Annotated in this window: 18 protein-coding genes; 16 read left to right on the forward strand and 2 right to left on the reverse strand. The window is 30.3% G+C overall.

Annotated features, from left to right (window positions below):
- Positions 1-22: 22 nt before the first annotated feature.
- Genes FAY47_RS03135 through FAY47_RS03145 form a run of 3 tightly spaced genes read left to right on the forward strand, consistent with a single transcriptional unit; the run spans position 23 to position 2,971 of the window.
- A complete protein-coding gene (locus tag FAY47_RS03135) occupies positions 23-2,452 on the forward strand; it encodes a virulence-associated E family protein (protein WP_143314962.1) in 2,430 nt (809 codons plus the stop codon).
- A 4-nt stretch (positions 2,453-2,456) separates the two neighbouring features.
- Positions 2,457-2,657: a hypothetical protein gene (locus FAY47_RS03140; protein WP_143314963.1), complete on the forward strand. Its 201-nt coding sequence runs from the start codon at positions 2,457-2,459 to the stop codon at positions 2,655-2,657.
- Between the two features lie 2 nt (positions 2,658-2,659).
- A complete protein-coding gene (locus FAY47_RS03145) occupies positions 2,660-2,971 on the forward strand; it encodes a VRR-NUC domain-containing protein (protein WP_143314964.1) in 312 nt (103 codons plus the stop codon).
- Here FAY47_RS03145 and FAY47_RS03150 read toward each other — a convergent pair.
- Entirely contained in the window at positions 2,955-3,374 is a 420-nt protein-coding gene (locus tag FAY47_RS03150) for a hypothetical protein (RefSeq protein WP_143314965.1), read from the reverse strand. The two genes, FAY47_RS03145 and FAY47_RS03150, sit on opposite strands and share 17 nt — an antisense overlap.
- Before the next feature lie 184 nt (positions 3,375-3,558).
- On the opposite strand from FAY47_RS03150, the gene FAY47_RS03155 reads away from it, so the two are divergent.
- The 6 genes from FAY47_RS03155 (at position 3,559) to FAY47_RS03180 (ending at position 9,145) form a co-directional block, all read left to right on the forward strand.
- The gene (locus FAY47_RS03155; RefSeq protein ID WP_143314966.1) at positions 3,559-4,941 is read left to right on the forward strand and encodes a DEAD/DEAH box helicase; all 1,383 of its coding nucleotides are present in this window, start codon (positions 3,559-3,561) and stop codon (positions 4,939-4,941) included.
- 345 nt (positions 4,942-5,286) lie between these two features.
- Positions 5,287-5,637, forward strand: a complete 351-nt coding sequence (locus FAY47_RS03160) for a hypothetical protein (protein ID WP_143314967.1) — start codon at positions 5,287-5,289, stop codon at positions 5,635-5,637.
- 6 nt (positions 5,638-5,643) lie between these two features.
- The gene (locus tag FAY47_RS03165) at positions 5,644-6,195 is read left to right on the forward strand and encodes a hypothetical protein (protein ID WP_143314968.1); all 552 of its coding nucleotides are present in this window, start codon (positions 5,644-5,646) and stop codon (positions 6,193-6,195) included.
- Positions 6,196-6,542: 347 nt separating this feature from the next.
- A complete protein-coding gene (locus FAY47_RS03170; protein ID WP_143314969.1) occupies positions 6,543-7,301 on the forward strand; it encodes a hypothetical protein in 759 nt (252 codons plus the stop codon).
- A 70-nt stretch (positions 7,302-7,371) separates the two neighbouring features.
- Positions 7,372-7,866: a terminase small subunit gene (locus FAY47_RS03175; RefSeq protein ID WP_143314970.1), complete on the forward strand. Its 495-nt coding sequence runs from the start codon at positions 7,372-7,374 to the stop codon at positions 7,864-7,866.
- Positions 7,859-9,145 carry a PBSX family phage terminase large subunit gene (locus FAY47_RS03180; RefSeq protein WP_185966698.1) on the forward strand — a complete coding sequence of 429 codons (1,287 nt, stop codon included), beginning with the start codon at positions 7,859-7,861 and terminating at the stop codon, positions 9,143-9,145. The genes FAY47_RS03175 and FAY47_RS03180 overlap by 8 nt, the downstream gene beginning before the upstream one ends.
- 43 nt (positions 9,146-9,188) lie before the next feature.
- On the opposite strand, the gene FAY47_RS20185 is transcribed toward FAY47_RS03180, so the two are convergent.
- A complete protein-coding gene (locus FAY47_RS20185; protein WP_185966699.1) occupies positions 9,189-9,335 on the reverse strand; it encodes a hypothetical protein in 147 nt (48 codons plus the stop codon).
- Positions 9,336-9,429: 94 nt separating this feature from the next.
- On the opposite strand from FAY47_RS20185, the gene FAY47_RS03185 reads away from it, so the two are divergent.
- The 7 genes from FAY47_RS03185 (at position 9,430) to FAY47_RS03205 (ending at position 15,635) form a co-directional block, all read left to right on the forward strand.
- A complete protein-coding gene (locus FAY47_RS03185; protein ID WP_143314971.1) occupies positions 9,430-10,839 on the forward strand; it encodes a phage portal protein in 1,410 nt (469 codons plus the stop codon).
- Positions 10,829-12,388 carry a minor capsid protein gene (locus FAY47_RS03190; RefSeq protein ID WP_143314972.1) on the forward strand — a complete coding sequence of 520 codons (1,560 nt, stop codon included), beginning with the start codon at positions 10,829-10,831 and terminating at the stop codon, positions 12,386-12,388. Before FAY47_RS03185 ends, FAY47_RS03190 begins: the two co-directional genes overlap by 11 nt.
- Positions 12,381-12,545, forward strand: a complete 165-nt coding sequence (locus tag FAY47_RS20190) for a hypothetical protein (protein WP_185966700.1) — start codon at positions 12,381-12,383, stop codon at positions 12,543-12,545. The genes FAY47_RS03190 and FAY47_RS20190 overlap by 8 nt, the downstream gene beginning before the upstream one ends.
- Before the next feature lie 235 nt (positions 12,546-12,780).
- Positions 12,781-12,942, forward strand: a complete 162-nt coding sequence (locus FAY47_RS20195; protein WP_185966701.1) for a hypothetical protein — start codon at positions 12,781-12,783, stop codon at positions 12,940-12,942.
- A gap of 61 nt (positions 12,943-13,003) precedes the next feature.
- Positions 13,004-13,699, forward strand: coding sequence for a hypothetical protein (locus tag FAY47_RS03195; RefSeq protein WP_143314973.1), 696 nt, complete (start codon positions 13,004-13,006; stop codon positions 13,697-13,699).
- Between the two features lie 157 nt (positions 13,700-13,856).
- Positions 13,857-14,516 (forward strand): DUF4355 domain-containing protein, encoded by a 660-nt coding sequence (locus tag FAY47_RS03200; RefSeq protein WP_243129525.1) that lies wholly within the window; start codon positions 13,857-13,859, stop codon positions 14,514-14,516.
- A gap of 204 nt (positions 14,517-14,720) precedes the next feature.
- Complete coding sequence (locus FAY47_RS03205; protein ID WP_143314974.1) at positions 14,721-15,635, forward strand: capsid protein; 915 nt, start codon at positions 14,721-14,723, stop codon at positions 15,633-15,635.
- The last annotated feature ends 15 nt before the right edge of the window (positions 15,636-15,650 follow it).

The following is a 15,650-nucleotide window of genomic DNA, read 5'->3' on the forward strand; positions in this document are numbered from 1 at the left end:
GTTTAGAAAAGAGGTGATAAAGTTGGAGGTTAAGACAAAAGATAAGCCTATTTTAACAATTAAATATGATGGTTCTATATCTTTAGCAACTGGAAGAAATAAAACATCAAAGCAGTGGAAGAATAAAACATTATTATACTCAGCTTTAGTTGAAAAGTTAAGTAATACAACAAGAACCCCAGAGACATATGCAGAATATAAGAATATGCCAAAGGTTGAGAGGGACAGAATAAAAGACGTTGGAGGTTTTGTTGGAGGTTTGCTGAAGAATGGTCGTAGAAAGGCTGAGAATGTTCAGAACAGAACTGTATTAACATTAGATTTAGATTATGTCAATGGTGATATATGGTCAAGCATAGAACTATTATGGGATTTTTCAGTTGTAATGTATTCAACTCATACTCATGCATCTGATAACCAAAGGTTGAGACTTGTAATTCCTTTAAGTAGACCAGTTCTACCAGATGAATATCAAGCAATAGCTAGAATGATTGCAGATGATTTAGGAATAGATCAGTTTGATGATACGACTTATGAGCCATGTCGTTTAATGTATTGGCCATCAACTTCAAGTGATGGAGAATATGTATTTAAAGTACAAGATTTACCTTGGTTAAATCCTGATGAAATATTAGAAAGATATACATTTGGTTGGCAAGATGTAAGCTATTGGCCAGAGAGTTCAAGGGCTAGAGCAAAATTAAATAAAGCTATTAGTAAGCAAGAAGATCCCTTAGCTAAGAAAGGTGTTATAGGTGCTTTTTGTAGAACCTATAGTATTACTGAAGCTATAGGTGAATTTTTAAGTGATGTTTATGCTGCAGGTGCTGATGATACAAGGTACACATATATAGAAGGCTCAACAACTGGTGGAGTAGTTGTATATGATGATAAATTCAGTTTTTCACACCATGGTACAGATCCAACAAGTGGAATACTATGTAATGCATTTGATTTAATAAGAATCCATAAGTTTGGTGAATTAGATGATAATGCAAAAGAAGATACACCAGTAAATAGATTACCTTCATTTACTAAAATGAAAGAATTTGCAGCTAATGATAAAAATGTTATGGAGACTATAGGTAAGGAAAGAATGATGTTAGCTCAAGAGGATTTTGACGTAATTGTACCAGATGAAGAAATAAGCACAGAATGGCTTAAAGAACTTACTTATACAGAACAAGGAAAGATTAGAAACACAATAAGTAACTTTTCTCTAATAATTGAAAATGAGCCATTACTTAAAGGGAAAATTGCATATAATGAATTTTCAAATAGAGCTGTAGTTATAGGCAAACTTCCATGGAGAAACAAGAATAATACAGAAGATTGGAACGATACAGATGATAGTGGACTGAGAGAATTTATCGAGAAATATTATTGTATAAGCTCTACTGCTAAGTGTGCTGATGCATTAGCACTAAGCTTTGAAAAACATTCATTTCATCCTATTAAAGATTATTTAAATAGCCTTATATGGGATGGTGAAAAAAGGGTTGATACATTATTTATAGATTATCTAGGGGCAGAGGATAGTAACTACGTAAGAACAGTAACAAAAAAGGTTTTAACTGCAGCAGTTGCTAGAGTATTTAAACCAGGTATTAAATTTGATAATATGCTTATTCTTAGTGGTAAGCAAGGTGTTGGTAAAAGTACTATTATTAAAAAACTTGGCATGGAATGGTACAGTGACAGTTTAACTACTGTAAGTGGTAAAGAAGCATATGAACAACTACAAGGAGTATGGATACTCGAGATGGCCGAAATGATGGCCACCAAAAAGGCCGATATTGAAGCTACAAAACATTTTTTAAGTAAGACAGAGGATATATACAGAGTTGCTTATGGAAGGCGTACAAGCAGATTTCCAAGACAATGTATATTTATAGGTACTTCAAATGAACATGAATTTCTAAGGGATAGAACAGGAAATAGAAGATTCTGGCCAGTAGATATTGCAATAAATAGGCCTAAGAAAAATGTATTTGAGGATTTAGGAGAATATGAAGTAGGTCAAATATGGTCCGAAGCTTTAGAACTATTCAATAATGGAGAAACTTTATATCTTAATTATGAGGAAGAAAAGGAAGCAAAGAAGCAACAGGAATCACATTCAGAGGAAAGCGCCAAAGCTGGTCTTATTGAAGAATACTTAAATAAATCTATTACAGAAAACTGGTACAATTTAGGTATAGCAGAGAAAAGAAATTATATACATGGTGGAGAGTTCGGAGATGTACAGGAAGGAACAATTCAAAGAAGTAAAACGTGTGTAATGGAGATATGGTGCGAGTTATTTAATGGAGATCCAAAGCAACTTACACCAATAATATCAAGAGAAATAAATGATATATTGAAAGGTCTTGAAGGTTGGAAGTCATATGATGGTAGATTAAGATTTGGAAAAATATATGGAACCCAAAGAGCTTTTGTGAGGAGTGAATAAGAAAATGATTCTTAGATTATGTCTTAAAGATAAAAGTAGTGTATTGGTAGAAGGATCAATGGAAGATGTAAATTATCAAGCAACTAATAAACAATTTATTAAAGTAACTAATTTTAATACTCAGAAAGCGGAAATGTATAACAAAGATTTTATTTGGTGTGTAAGAATTTCGACGCAGAATGATTTAGAGCATAGTAAGGTTTAAGTATGGAAGAGTCAAAAATTGAAAAATACTTAAAAAGGCAAGTAGAGAAAATAGGAGGTAAGGCTTATAAATGGAATCCAACAGGAGTAATTGGAGTGCCAGATAGAATGGTGCTCTTACCTGGTGGGAAAGTAGTCTTCGTAGAATTAAAGGCACCAGGCAAGAAACTTAGAAAGATTCAAGAATATAGGGCTAAAGAGCTAAGAGAATTAGGGTTTCAAGTTGAGTGTTTAGATACAATTGAAAAAGTAAATTTATTTGTGAAAAAGCAATGTTTCCATATATTTATTAATAAAATTAGTGAGGACACTTAGTGTTATTGCATTCGCTATCATTATTAACAATACAAGAAGTCCAATAATTGCTATGGTTAGGCCCTGTAGTAGGACATAATCCATCTTCATGATATTCATGATAATAGAGTGTTCCACTATGCCAATATACACAACATCTAGGAGGGCGTATCATATGAGGTGGAGTAGGGGCATACCACCCACAAAATTTAGTAGAACCAGTAGGTGTATAGGTTCCAGTAAGCGGATTATAACAAGCATCCTGACAGAAAATATATGGATAATAATAGTAAGTGAAATAATTTTCAACTAGTATTGTTTCAAATCCACAAGTAGGTTCTAAGTTAGTGCTAGATTTAATATTAGAAGCATCTCTATACAAATTTGGGTCACAATTATATTGTTTTTCATCAAAATATAGCATTAAAAAATCTCCTGATTATTAGTTATTATCAATATCATTATATATTAGTTATTTAGAAAAAGTGATAGAGTAGTGTGAAACAATAAAACCTCATATGAGTATTATTGCTTATTAATTAATATAGTGTGATTAAATTAGTTAAGCAAGTTAGTAAAATACAAAAGTATAGGGAGAAGGTGATTATATGAATTTTAAACCATGGGATTATCAAAAATATGCAATTAATCATGTAATGGATAATAATGCTGCAGGTTTATTTTTAGATATGGGCTTGGGGAAGACAGTTAGTTCATTAACTGCAATAGACAATTTATTATTTCTAGGTGACATAAATAAGGTTCTTGTTATAGCTCCGAAAAGAGTTGTAGAAGATACTTGGTCCACAGAAGTTGATAAGTGGGATCACTTAAGCAATTTAAGAATGGTAATGATTTTAGGAACTCCGAAACAAAGAGAGAAAGCAGTTGAAAAAGATGCAGATATTTATGTTATTAGTAGAGATAATGTTGTTTGGTTAGTTAAAAAGTACTTTAAAACGTGGAAATGGGACACTTGTATAATAGATGAATTAAGTTCCTTTAAGTCAAGTAAGGCCAAGAGGTTCAGAGCATTAAAGAAGGTAAGACCATATTTTAAAAGACGTATAGGGCTTACTGGAACACCTGCACCAAACTCATTAATAGATCTATGGTCACAACTTTATTTATTAGATGGTGGACAAAGGTTAGGAAGAACAGTTACAGGATATAGAGAGCAGTATTTTAAACCTGGGGATAGGAATGGTAATATAGTTTATAACTGGAATCTTAAAGAAGGCTCAGAGGAAACTATTCATAATAAAATATCAGATATTTGTATTTCAATGAAGGCCGAAGATTATTTAGAACTTCCTGAAAGAATTGATAATAAGATTTATATAGACTTGCCCAAGAAAGCTAAGAATCAATACAAAGAACTTGAAAAAGATTTAATAATAGAATTAGATGATAAAGATATAACGGCAACTAATGCAGCAGTATTAACAGGTAAATTACTTCAAATGGCTAATGGTGCAATTTATTCAGAAGATCATGAAGTTGTCGAGATACATGAAGAAAAGTTAAATACATTATTAGATATTATTGAAGTAGCCAATGGCAAACCAGTTTTAGTATTCTATTCATTTAAACATGATTTATGTAGGATTATGAAAGTCTTAAAAGATAATAAACTTAATGGGCAAGAGTTAAATGGTCAAGAAGATATAAAAAAGTGGAATAACGGAGAAATACCAATACTTTTATTACATCCTGCATCAGCAGCTCATGGACTTAATCTTCAATACGGTGGAAATATCATTATATGGTTTGGACTTACATGGAATTTGGAACTTTATCAACAGGCCAATGCAAGATTGCACAGACAAGGGCAAAAGGAGACAGTAATTATTCATCATATTATAGCTAAAAATACAGTGGATGAAGATGTAATAAAGACTTTAAGTGATAAAGAAGTTAATCAAAATGTACTTTTAGAAGCAGTAAAAGCACGATTAAAAGTAGTACGTGAACAATGTGAACAGAAATAATCAAACTTTCAAAATTAATGTAATTAGGCTTAAAGGGTGTGAATAAGATTAATTTTTACAGTTTCTTGAAGTGTGAACAACGTGAACATAATTTTTGACTTTGTTCACATACTTTGTTCACGCAATAAACATGGTAACCATAAGGGATTAAAAGCTACCGTGAACAATGTGAACAAAAAAATACTATAAAGTAGTATTAGTATAAATAGGCATATATGTATATACGCTTATACGCCTAATACACGTATTATATTATATAGAGAAAATTTGTTCACATTGTACACACCTAATAAACCAGATTTGTCTGAAAGTTAAAAATTGAAATGAAAGTAGGGAAATATAGGGATGAAGCTATTAATGCATATTTTAAAGAAGAATAATAAATTGAAAATAGATAATACAACAATATCCTTAAATCAAATAGCAGCTAAATTAACAGAGGAGCATAGTGAAGTGATTGAAGGTTTGGAGAATTATGATAAGGATAAAACACTAAGTAATTTAAAGGAGATCATAAGAGAAACTTTTGATTTAATACAAATGTGTATCTTGATTCTTTGGAGAGGTCATAGGAAGGCTTTGACATTTGATGAACCTAATTTAATACAAGATATTAATATTGAACATAAGAATAAACTGATAAGTGAAAGAATGTGGATAATAGAAACTGGAATAGAGATTGATGTAAAGGAGTAGATGAATATGGAACAAAAGGATATAACTTATGAGGAAGCAGTAAAGATTGGTATTCGTGAAGGAATAAAGTATATAAAAGACCAAGAATATCATAAAACCAAAAAGAGATATGATAGAAGGTTAAGAAATACAAGATTACTTTTAAAACATTATAGAACGTTGAAGGCTCATAATAAAATTGCTAATAGTTCAACCAATAAGATCTATGAAGAAAATGTGATAGACGTATTGGATGATATTGAGGCAATAGATGATGAAGAGCAATATGTACAAGCTTTAAGTAGAACAAAGATCAGAACTTTAATAATAGTTGGGCATATAAATAAGGCTATGAAATACTATGAAGCCATATGTAAAAACGAAGGCAAGAGCAAAGAGAGAAGATATCAAGTAATCAAATACATGTACATTGATTTGAGAGCAGATGATAGTATACCAAATTATGAGGAAGTAGCAGAATATTTTAATCTTAATGTTAAAACTGTTGGAAGAGATGTGAGATTAGCTATAGAAGATTTATCAATTTTATTTTTTGGTATTGATGGCATTAGCCTTTAAAATGTTAGTAGTGTCAATAGGGTATAAATTAGTAATAAAGCCATTTGATATAAATTTGAAGGATAAAAATGTTAGTTTTTGTTGGGATTGAGGTGGATTTTATACTATAGTATAATGGTATTATGAAAAATTATAGTTAAACGAAAGATGAATTAAAGTCTCCCTCGTAATATTGTTATTAATAAACCAGTAGAACAAAGAAAATATATTTTGAAAGGAAGTGGAATCCCTCCATGACTTGAGGATATATAGTAAATTCTATTGGTTTATTTTATAATTATTTGAGGTTTATAGAAGGAATATGCCAACTTTTGTATAATATTTATATAGGAGAGGGAGTGGAATAGTTGCAAGATTATAAAAAAATTAATCAATGGATTAAGCATGAAAAACTAAAATTACATGTAAAATATATTATTATTATAGCTATAACTATTATATCAATAATTATTGTTATTGCTGGTTATTGCAATAATAAATTCGTAGAACAAGTATCATTTGCTGGTACTGTAGCTTCTATTATCTTATCGGTGATAGCAATTATAATGACAATAATAGGAGAAAGTAAGTCAGATAATGTAAAAGATTCATTAATAAATCTAGCCAAAGAATTAGAGTTAGTTGTATCAGATGTAAAGTCGGCAACCAACAAATTAGAAAATGCAGCAATTAACAAAGATGATATTGATAAAATGCAATCTAGTATAATTGAAAATGTATCAAATTTATGGAGAGCAAATACCAATACACAAAATGAATTAAATGTTGATAATTTAAACTATTTAGAACTATTTAGAAGATATGTTGAAAAAATGGTTAAAGTATCACAAGATTATGATAAATATTTGTTTGCAATGTTTTATTACATAATACTAAGAGTGAAGAATACGGAAGGAACTGTTGATATTGACAAATTTTCAAATATATTAGCTTCAGTTAACTTGAAAAATAAACAGCTTTTAGATGTATCATGGCATAGCTCTTTTGCATTTTCTCCTGCAATTAATCATGCTAAACAAGACGAGGAATTAGTAAATTATATAGAGAATTCAATCAGTAAAAAGTACCCTAATATTAAAAGTATACTAGATTTAAATTATAATTAATAATATTTAGACTTAGAACTCATACTTACATGAGTTCTTTTTATTTTTCACAGAAAGTGAGGTGGCATTAATGGCCAAGTTATCTAATAAGCAAAAGTTGTTTTGTGATGAATATTTAATAGACCTTAATGTCACACAGGCAGCAATAAGAGCGGGATATACCCCTAAATATGCAGACTCTCAAGGATATAAGTTGTTAGAAAAGTCAGCAATTAAGGAGTACATTGATAGAGCTATAGCAGAGCGCTCAAGAAGAACTGGGATAAATCAAGATAGGGTTATTCAAGAGCTTGCAAGAATAGCATTTGTAAAAGCAGCAGATGTAATTAATGTTAATACGGCAACCGTAAAGAAGAATGTATCTGATGATGATCTAGCAACAATACAGTCAGTAAAGATTAAAACTGTTCCAACTGCATATGGCAAAGGGGTTGAAAGAGAAGTTAAACTTGCAGATAAAATGAAAGCATTAGAGTTATTAGGAAAACACTTAGGCATGTTTAATGATAAGGTAAAGTTTGAAGGTTCTGTACCAGTTCAAATAGTAGATGATATAGATGATTAGTAGAGTTAAGCTTACAGATATAATAGCTACAAGTTTCTACGGGGCGCATAAAGATATTAAACAAGGACTTCACACTCACTATTGGTTTAAAGGTGGTAGAGGTAGTACGAAGTCTTCTTTTATTTCTATAGAAATAGTACTTAATATGATGAAAGATGCTAAGCAAGGAATAATGTCCAATGCATTAGTGTTAAGGAGAGTAAAAGATACATTATCAGAGTCAGTAAGGGATCAGATTAAATGGGCTATCGATATTTTAGGAGTTAGTAATGAATGGCATGTACCAGAAAGTAAACTCACTATAACATATAAGCCTACTGGTCAAGTTATAAGGTTTAAAGGTGCTGATAATCCAAAGAAAGTTAAATCTACTAAAGTACCCAAAGGATATATAAAGTATACATGGTATGAAGAAGTAGATGAGTTTGAAAGCTATGATAAGATTAGAAATATTAATCAATCATTAATGAGAGGTGGACCTAAATTCTTTGTATTCTATTCATTTAATCCACCTGAAAGTCAAAGAAATTGGACTAATATGGAAGTGCTTGAAGAAAGAAAAGATAAATTCATTCATCATAGTACTTACCTAACAGTATCTAAGGAGTGGTTAGGAGAACAATTCATAATTGAAGCTGAACACCTCAAGAAAGTTAATTTAATTAAATATGAACATGATTATTTAGGAGATGTAACTGGAACAGGTGGAGAAGTGTTTAGAAACATAACAATAAGAGAAATAACAGATGACGAAATAAAGGTATTTGATAGATTAAAGAATGGATTAGATTTTGGTTATGCAGCAGATCCATTAGCCTATCTTTTAATGCATTATGATAAAACTAGAAAAAGGCTTTATATATTTGGAGAAGTTTATAAAGTGCAATTAAGCAATAGTAAGGCTGTAGAAAGTATTAAAAAATTAAATCCATCAAATAAGAGAGTAACTGCTGATAGCGCTGAACCTAGAACAATAAGTGAATTTCAAAAATTAGGACTAAATATAATAGGAGCAAAGAAAGGACCAGATTCAGTTGAACATGGTCTTAAATTTTTATCTGAAGAAATAGAAGAGATAATAATAGATCCTATAAGATGCCCTAACACAAAGAGAGAGTTCTTAGGATATGAACTTGAAAAAGATAAGGAAGGTAACTTTAAGGGAGAGTATCCAGACAAGAACAATCATACAATAGATGCTGTAAGATACGGAATGGAAGATGAAATAAATAGTATTAAAATAAAAATCAAAAATAAATCTAAATTAGGATTAAGGTGATAAATGAAAGTTGCATATATTTGAAATGCAACTTTCATTTGTCTTATTTAGCTTTTCTTACTAATGTCCAATTGTTTTTACCACATACTCCACAAGGTGCGAAGTTTTCACCTTCGCTATGAACAACTTCATTAGTGCATTTTGGAGTAGTACATTTATAAATTCCAGCTGGTAGATTTGGATCACTCATACTGTTACCCCCTTCCTATCATATTGATTAAATTATACCATAATTTACAAATAAAAGCACAAGTTGATATAAAATTACATGAAAGGGTGATTATATGGCAATTATAAAAGACAGAGATTTGTTGAATGAAGATGAAACAAACCTTGTTGAGTTATTAGTTAAATGCATACAGAGTCATAAAAATATGCTTGATAGATTAGAAAAGCTAAATAATTATTATGATGGAGAGCATAAGATACTAAGTAGGGTATTAAACAATGATAAACTTCCTAATAATAAAATAGTTGCTAATCATGCACAATATATAAGTGATATGGCTACAGGATATGTGTTTGGAGTTCCAGTAAGTTATGCAGGAAATGGAGCAGAAGAACTAAATAATATATTTACAATTATAGATGAAGATGGACACAATAATGATTTAGCTTTAGATATGAGTATATTTGGGTTTAGTTATGAATTAATTTATATGAATAATGCTGATGAACCAATTCCAGAACTTGCAGTGTTAAGTCCGCAAAATACTTTTTTAGTTGTTGATAATACTGTAATGCATAAGCCTATGTTTGCAGTAACTTACAATGAAAAAAGAGATATTAATGAAACATTAAAAGGTTATGATGTTAATGTTTATACAGAAAATAAAATATTCACATATTTTTTCAATGATTTATCAAACACTCAGCCAGAGTTAAAAGAAGAAAAGGAACATTATTTTAATGGAGTGCCAATAATTGAGTATCAAAACAACAAGAAGCTAATGGGAGATTTCGAAGGAGTTATAACAATTATTGATGCATACAATTTATTACAATCTGATAGAGTAAATGATAAAGAGCAAGTTGTAGATGCATTGTTAGCTGTAATAGGTGCAAGCTTAGGTGATGATGAAGATGAAATGACAGAAACTGCTAAGTTGTTAAAGGAAATGAAAATAATAGAAATACCAGCTGGTGGAGATGCTAAATGGTTAGTTAAAAACCTTAATGAAACAGAAATAGAAGTTCTCAAGAAAGCATTAAAGGATGATATTCATGAATTTAGTAAAGTTCCATGCCTTACAGACGAGAATTTTGTCGGTAATTCTAGTGGAATTGCAATGAAGTACAAGCTCTTTGGCATGGAGCAGTTAGGAAAAATAAAAGAGAGATATTTTAAAAGAGGATTAAGACAACGACTTAAACTTATTGAAAACATAGAGAATATAAGAGCTAAAAATTTTAAGGCTAGTGATATTGATATTACTATGAAAAGAAGTCTTCCAGTAGATGATGAACTTATGGCTAGGATAGCACAAGAGACAGAAGGATTTATTAGCTGGGAAACTAGAATTAAAAGGTTTGATCCTGATATTGACGTGGAAGAGGAAAGAAAAAGACTTGATGAAGAGAATCAAAAGAAAGTTGAACAGCAACAAAAGGTTTTTGGTAGTTACGATTTTAAAAATACTGAATCAGATAAAAATACCGAATTAGGTAAAGCTGGTGAGGTAGATGAAGAATAGTAAGTATTGGAGAAATAGAGCAGATTTACGTATGGAGAGTTATCATAAAAATAGTGATAATACTATAGCTTTAATTAATTCTACTTATGATAAGGCTATTAGAGATATTAACAAGGATATAAATAAAATATTCTATAAGTATCAACTTGGAAGTAAACTAACATCCAAAGAAGCAAGAGAGCTATTAAATTCTAATATATCGAAGAAAGAATTAGAGGATATTAGAAGGAAAATTAAACAAATACAAGACGATGGTATAAAAGCTTTTTTAATGGCCAAGCTTAATTCAAAGGCATATAAAGCAAGGATAACAAGGCTTGAAGCTATTAGGGAAAGTATTTATATTAATAGCAAAATAATAGCTGATATTGAGAAAAGAGCAAGTACATTAGGGTATATAGATAATATTAATAATGCTTATTATCATAGTATGTATGATATTCAAAAGGGTACAGGTCTAGCTTTTAACTTTTCTACCATGCATGCAACATTAATTGAAGAAATATTAAAGAATAAGTGGAGCGGTAAGCATTATAGTAAAAGAATATGGAATAATACTGATATACTTGCAGAAAAGCTTGGAGAAACCGTTACAGCTGGACTTATGTCAGGTAAAAATTCAAGAAGAATGGCAGCAGAATTAGAAGAGTTAACTCAGTATGGTAAACATGCAGCAGAAAGATTAGTAAGAACAGAAACAACGTATATTACAAATCAAGCTGAAATTGCTAGCTATAAAGAATGTAAAATAGATAAGTATGTTTTTGTAGCAACATTAGATTTAAGAACATCTTTACTATGTAGAGAACATGACAAAAAAGTATATGAAGTATTAAAGGCAGTATCAGGAATAAATCTTCCTCCACTTCATCCATATTGTAGGTCAGTAACTATAGCATACTTCGGAGAAGAAACTATTAATAATTTAAAGAGGCTTGCGAGGGACCCTAAAACAGGAAAAACTTATTTATTAGATAAGAATATAGGGTACGAGGAATGGTATAAGAAATATGTTATAGACAAATATGGAGAAAGAAAAACAAAAATGTTTGAGAAGATGATAAAGAATAAGTCATCGGATAGGAAACAGTATAAACAATATAAGAAAGTATTGGGTAAGGAATCACCAGAAACATTGGAAGATTTCCAAAATATAAAGTATAATGAAGTTAGCAAATGGGAAGAACTTAAAAAGGATTATTCAAAGACAGTTAGGTTTAATAGAATTGTCCAAGAATCAACTGATTTGCACATTAAAGGTGAAGTCATTAAGTATATTGATAGAATAGATATAACTGATTATAAGTTTGCTGATACACATATAAACTCAGAAAGAAATCATAATGTAAGTAAAGAAATGGCTCAAAATTATATAGATGAATCTGTTGTAGCATATAGTAGATGGAAAGGACAAGTAGTTGTTTATGTATCTGAGGGTGGTTGCAGTGTAGTAAATTTAGAAAATAAAATAATAAGTACAGCATACAAAAGTGAAGAGTATGATGAAAAATTTAAAAAGATTTTAGAGGTGGTAAAAGATAATGGTTAAGTGTCCAATTATAAATAAAGAAATTGATATAGGAGAATGTGTAGTTATTGTTGATGTTAGTGAAGGATGCATAAAAGAAAATATGTTACCTAGTGATGTTAAAAAGATCATTAAATGGCGTGAGATTTGTAAAAAATGTGAATATCATAATAATTAAGAAGCACTTATTTAATAGGAAATAGGTGCTTTTATTTATGGCTAAAAATAAAGAAGTAATACAATGTTTAAACAAGCAAATTAAATAAACTTAATGAAAATAGCAAAGTTACGTGTTTTTCATAAATACGGTTTTTTAGTTACATATAAAGTTATTGCTAAAAATTGAAAAAAAAGGTTGATATACATAAATTTTACATGGTATAATATAAAAAATACAGTTGAGGAGGAAATTCATGAGCGATCCGTACTTTATAATACCAGGAGTAATTTACTTAATTTTATTGTTTGCATTAATTTATTTTTTGGTTTTAGCAACTAAATTTATGAACAAAGGTATAAAAACATTTGATAGTATAATTAAATACTTAGAAAATAAAGAAAATGAAAAAGACTAAATAATAAAATTTTTATTTAGATATATTAGAAAAATGGAGAATTATAAAAGGGGGAATTTTTATGAAAAAATTTTTATTGACTACACTAATCACAGGCTTATTTGTAACAACTTCTATTTTTACATCACAAATTTCTGCGTCTGCATCCACAACTAATCAGGAAACTTCTTTATCTCAAGAAGATAGTGAGCAGAACTTTCCAAGCATTGATTCTATAAGGAATGAATTAAAGAATAATAAGGTTTCTGATTCTAAAATTGATGAGTTAATTTATAAATATGAAAATCATATACCATGGGATAACATTACAGAAAATAGTAAGTTTACCGAAACCTCATATACTTTTGATTATGTAACAACTACAAAAAAAGTTTTTGAAGATGGTTCGTATTCAGAAACAAAACTATATAAACCTAAATTTGCTACTGGAATTTCTGGTGGAAGTGTAGATAGTTCTACTTATCACACTAGTGTTTCAGATTGTACTGTTTATACTAACCTTGGTTTTGCTAAGTTAGCATTTAAAGCATCTTATACAATAAACTATGGTGACTATAATGATGAGATAACAGATGCATATGAGGCTCCAACAGTTGGTTATTCAAATGTAAGCGTAAGTTTAGTTCGTTCGAAGGAAACTAGTTTACAACATGCTAGAGCTCAAGTAACTGGAACTCCTTCATGGTTTACAGGAAGAACAGTGTTAGTATTAGATGTTGGGCAAAATGGTGCTAACGTGTATACTGAAAGAATTTAAAATAGAAATTTCCAATTTTTAAATAAAAAAATATATATATATATGAAGAAAGCTTAGATATCTTATCTAAGCTTTTTATTTTGTCCTAAATAAGACGATAAACTGTTTAATAATGTGAACATCATGGGCTTTGAACATGATGGGCAAGGAGGATTATATGTTTATACAAAATTTAAATCTAAGAAAAAAATTAGGTATGGGGAAGTTGCTTGAAGCGGATGCAGGAATTGGTGCTGGTGCTGGAAATGGAACAGGAGGGGAAGGAGAAGCTACTACTGGTACAGGAGAAGGTGCTGAAGGAGATAAAGGAACTGAGGGAGATAAATCTTTTGATGATATTTTAAAGGGAGATAAGAACTACCAAGGTGAATTTGATAGAAGAGTTAGAAAAGCTCTTGAAACTGCAAAGAATAAGTGGGAAACAGAAAAGGCTGCTGAATTAGAAAATGCTAAGACAGAAGCAGAAAAACTTGCAAAGATGAATGCTGAGCAAAAGGCAAAGTATGCAGAAGAAAAAAGAATAGCAGAGCTAGAGAAAAGGGAAAGAGATATTACTACCAGAGAACTTAAGGCACAAGCTTATGAAACTCTAGCAGAAAAAGGCTTACCTAAGGAATTAGTAGAGATATTAAATTATGAAAGTGCTGATACATGTAATAAAAGTATTGAATCAGTAGAAAAGGCTTTTCAATCTGCAGTAGAAAAAGCAGTTAATGAAAAGCTAAAAGGTGGGGATATACCTAAGGGTGGACAAGGTGGAAGCACAGGAGCTTTCAATTTTAATTTCACAGGGGTAAGATCTAAAACAACAAAATAATTATAAGAAAATCTAGTGTAGGAAATTAGATAGTATTTATAGTATTCTATGAGCTACTTTTATATGAAAATATGATTTAGAAAATTAGAAATTAAAAAGTTAATATGGGTTACATGATTTATATGTAGCCCATGCAAAAATTAAGTAAAATCAGTCCGTGTACAAGCGTGTACACGAGATATAAAAGAAAGAAGGAATGTAAAAATGGCAGTAAATTATGCAATACAATATTCAAGGGAATTAGCAAATGCTTATCCTTATGCTTTGTACTCAGGAGCATTATGGAGTACAGAAAATTCAAGTAAATATAAGGTAGTAGATGCAAAAACGATTAAGATACCTAAAGTATCAACTAATGGAAGGGTTGATGGAGATAGAGCAACAATAGGAGGATTTACTCAAAACTTTTCAAATGATTGGGAAACTAAGACACTTGCAAATCATAGAATATGGCAAACATTAGTACACCCACAAGATGTAGATCAGACAAATCAAGTTACATCAATAAGTAATATTACAAAGACTATGAATGAAACTAAAAAGTTTCCAGAACTAGATGTAATGATGTTTTCTAATTTATATAAGTTAAAAAATGCAAAGTCAGCAATTGCTGCAGAAACTGCAGCATTAGATTCTAAAACAGTATTAGCAAAATTTGATGCAATGATGGATGCCATGGATGAGGGGCTAGTTCCTCCTAGTGGCCGATTACTTTATTGTGATACTTATACAAAGACATTATTAGATAATGCAATAACTATTGTTAGGGCAAATGGTGATAAAGTACTAACTAGAACCTTAAGTAGATTAGATGAAGTTGATATTACAGGAGTTCCAACAACCTTAATGAAAACAGAGTATATATTTAATGATGGAAAAACTAAAGGTCAAGAAACAGGAGGAGTTTCGCCTAAAGATACTGCAGGAGATATGGCAATGATTTTAGTTCATCCATCAGCAGTTTTACCAGTAGTGTCTTATTCATTTGCACAGCTTCAAGAACCATCTGCATTAAGTCAAGGTAAATATGTGTATTTTGAGGAATCGTTTGAGGATGTATTTATTTTAGATGAAAGACATAATGGTATTCAAATCTGTGTAAAGAAAGCATCAGCCTAATTGAAGAGAGTGAAA

The organism is Clostridium sp. HBUAS56017 (assembly GCF_007115085.1).
GTDB lineage: Bacteria > Bacillota > Clostridia > Clostridiales > Clostridiaceae > Clostridium > Clostridium cibarium.

Coding starts and splice junctions, on each gene's coding strand:
- FAY47_RS20195 (WP_185966701.1), top strand. CDS start 12,781: ATGAGCGATCCGTACTTTATAATACCAGGAGTAATTTACTTAATTTTA.
- FAY47_RS03200 (WP_243129525.1), top strand. CDS start 13,857: ATGTTTATACAAAATTTAAATCTAAGAAAAAAATTAGGTATGGGGAAG.
- FAY47_RS03195 (WP_143314973.1), top strand. CDS start 13,004: ATGAAAAAATTTTTATTGACTACACTAATCACAGGCTTATTTGTAACA.
- FAY47_RS03155 (WP_143314966.1), top strand. CDS start 3,559: ATGAATTTTAAACCATGGGATTATCAAAAATATGCAATTAATCATGTA.
- FAY47_RS03150 (WP_143314965.1), bottom strand. CDS start 3,374: ATGCTATATTTTGATGAAAAACAATATAATTGTGACCCAAATTTGTAT.
- FAY47_RS20190 (WP_185966700.1), top strand. CDS start 12,381: ATGGTTAAGTGTCCAATTATAAATAAAGAAATTGATATAGGAGAATGT.
- FAY47_RS03140 (WP_143314963.1), top strand. CDS start 2,457: ATGATTCTTAGATTATGTCTTAAAGATAAAAGTAGTGTATTGGTAGAA.
- FAY47_RS20185 (WP_185966699.1), bottom strand. CDS start 9,335: ATGAGTGATCCAAATCTACCAGCTGGAATTTATAAATGTACTACTCCA.
- FAY47_RS03175 (WP_143314970.1), top strand. CDS start 7,372: ATGGCCAAGTTATCTAATAAGCAAAAGTTGTTTTGTGATGAATATTTA.
- FAY47_RS03205 (WP_143314974.1), top strand. CDS start 14,721: ATGGCAGTAAATTATGCAATACAATATTCAAGGGAATTAGCAAATGCT.
- FAY47_RS03160 (WP_143314967.1), top strand. CDS start 5,287: ATGAAGCTATTAATGCATATTTTAAAGAAGAATAATAAATTGAAAATA.
- FAY47_RS03145 (WP_143314964.1), top strand. CDS start 2,660: ATGGAAGAGTCAAAAATTGAAAAATACTTAAAAAGGCAAGTAGAGAAA.
- FAY47_RS03190 (WP_143314972.1), top strand. CDS start 10,829: ATGAAGAATAGTAAGTATTGGAGAAATAGAGCAGATTTACGTATGGAG.
- FAY47_RS03185 (WP_143314971.1), top strand. CDS start 9,430: ATGGCAATTATAAAAGACAGAGATTTGTTGAATGAAGATGAAACAAAC.
- FAY47_RS03180 (WP_185966698.1), top strand. CDS start 7,859: ATGATTAGTAGAGTTAAGCTTACAGATATAATAGCTACAAGTTTCTAC.
- FAY47_RS03165 (WP_143314968.1), top strand. CDS start 5,644: ATGGAACAAAAGGATATAACTTATGAGGAAGCAGTAAAGATTGGTATT.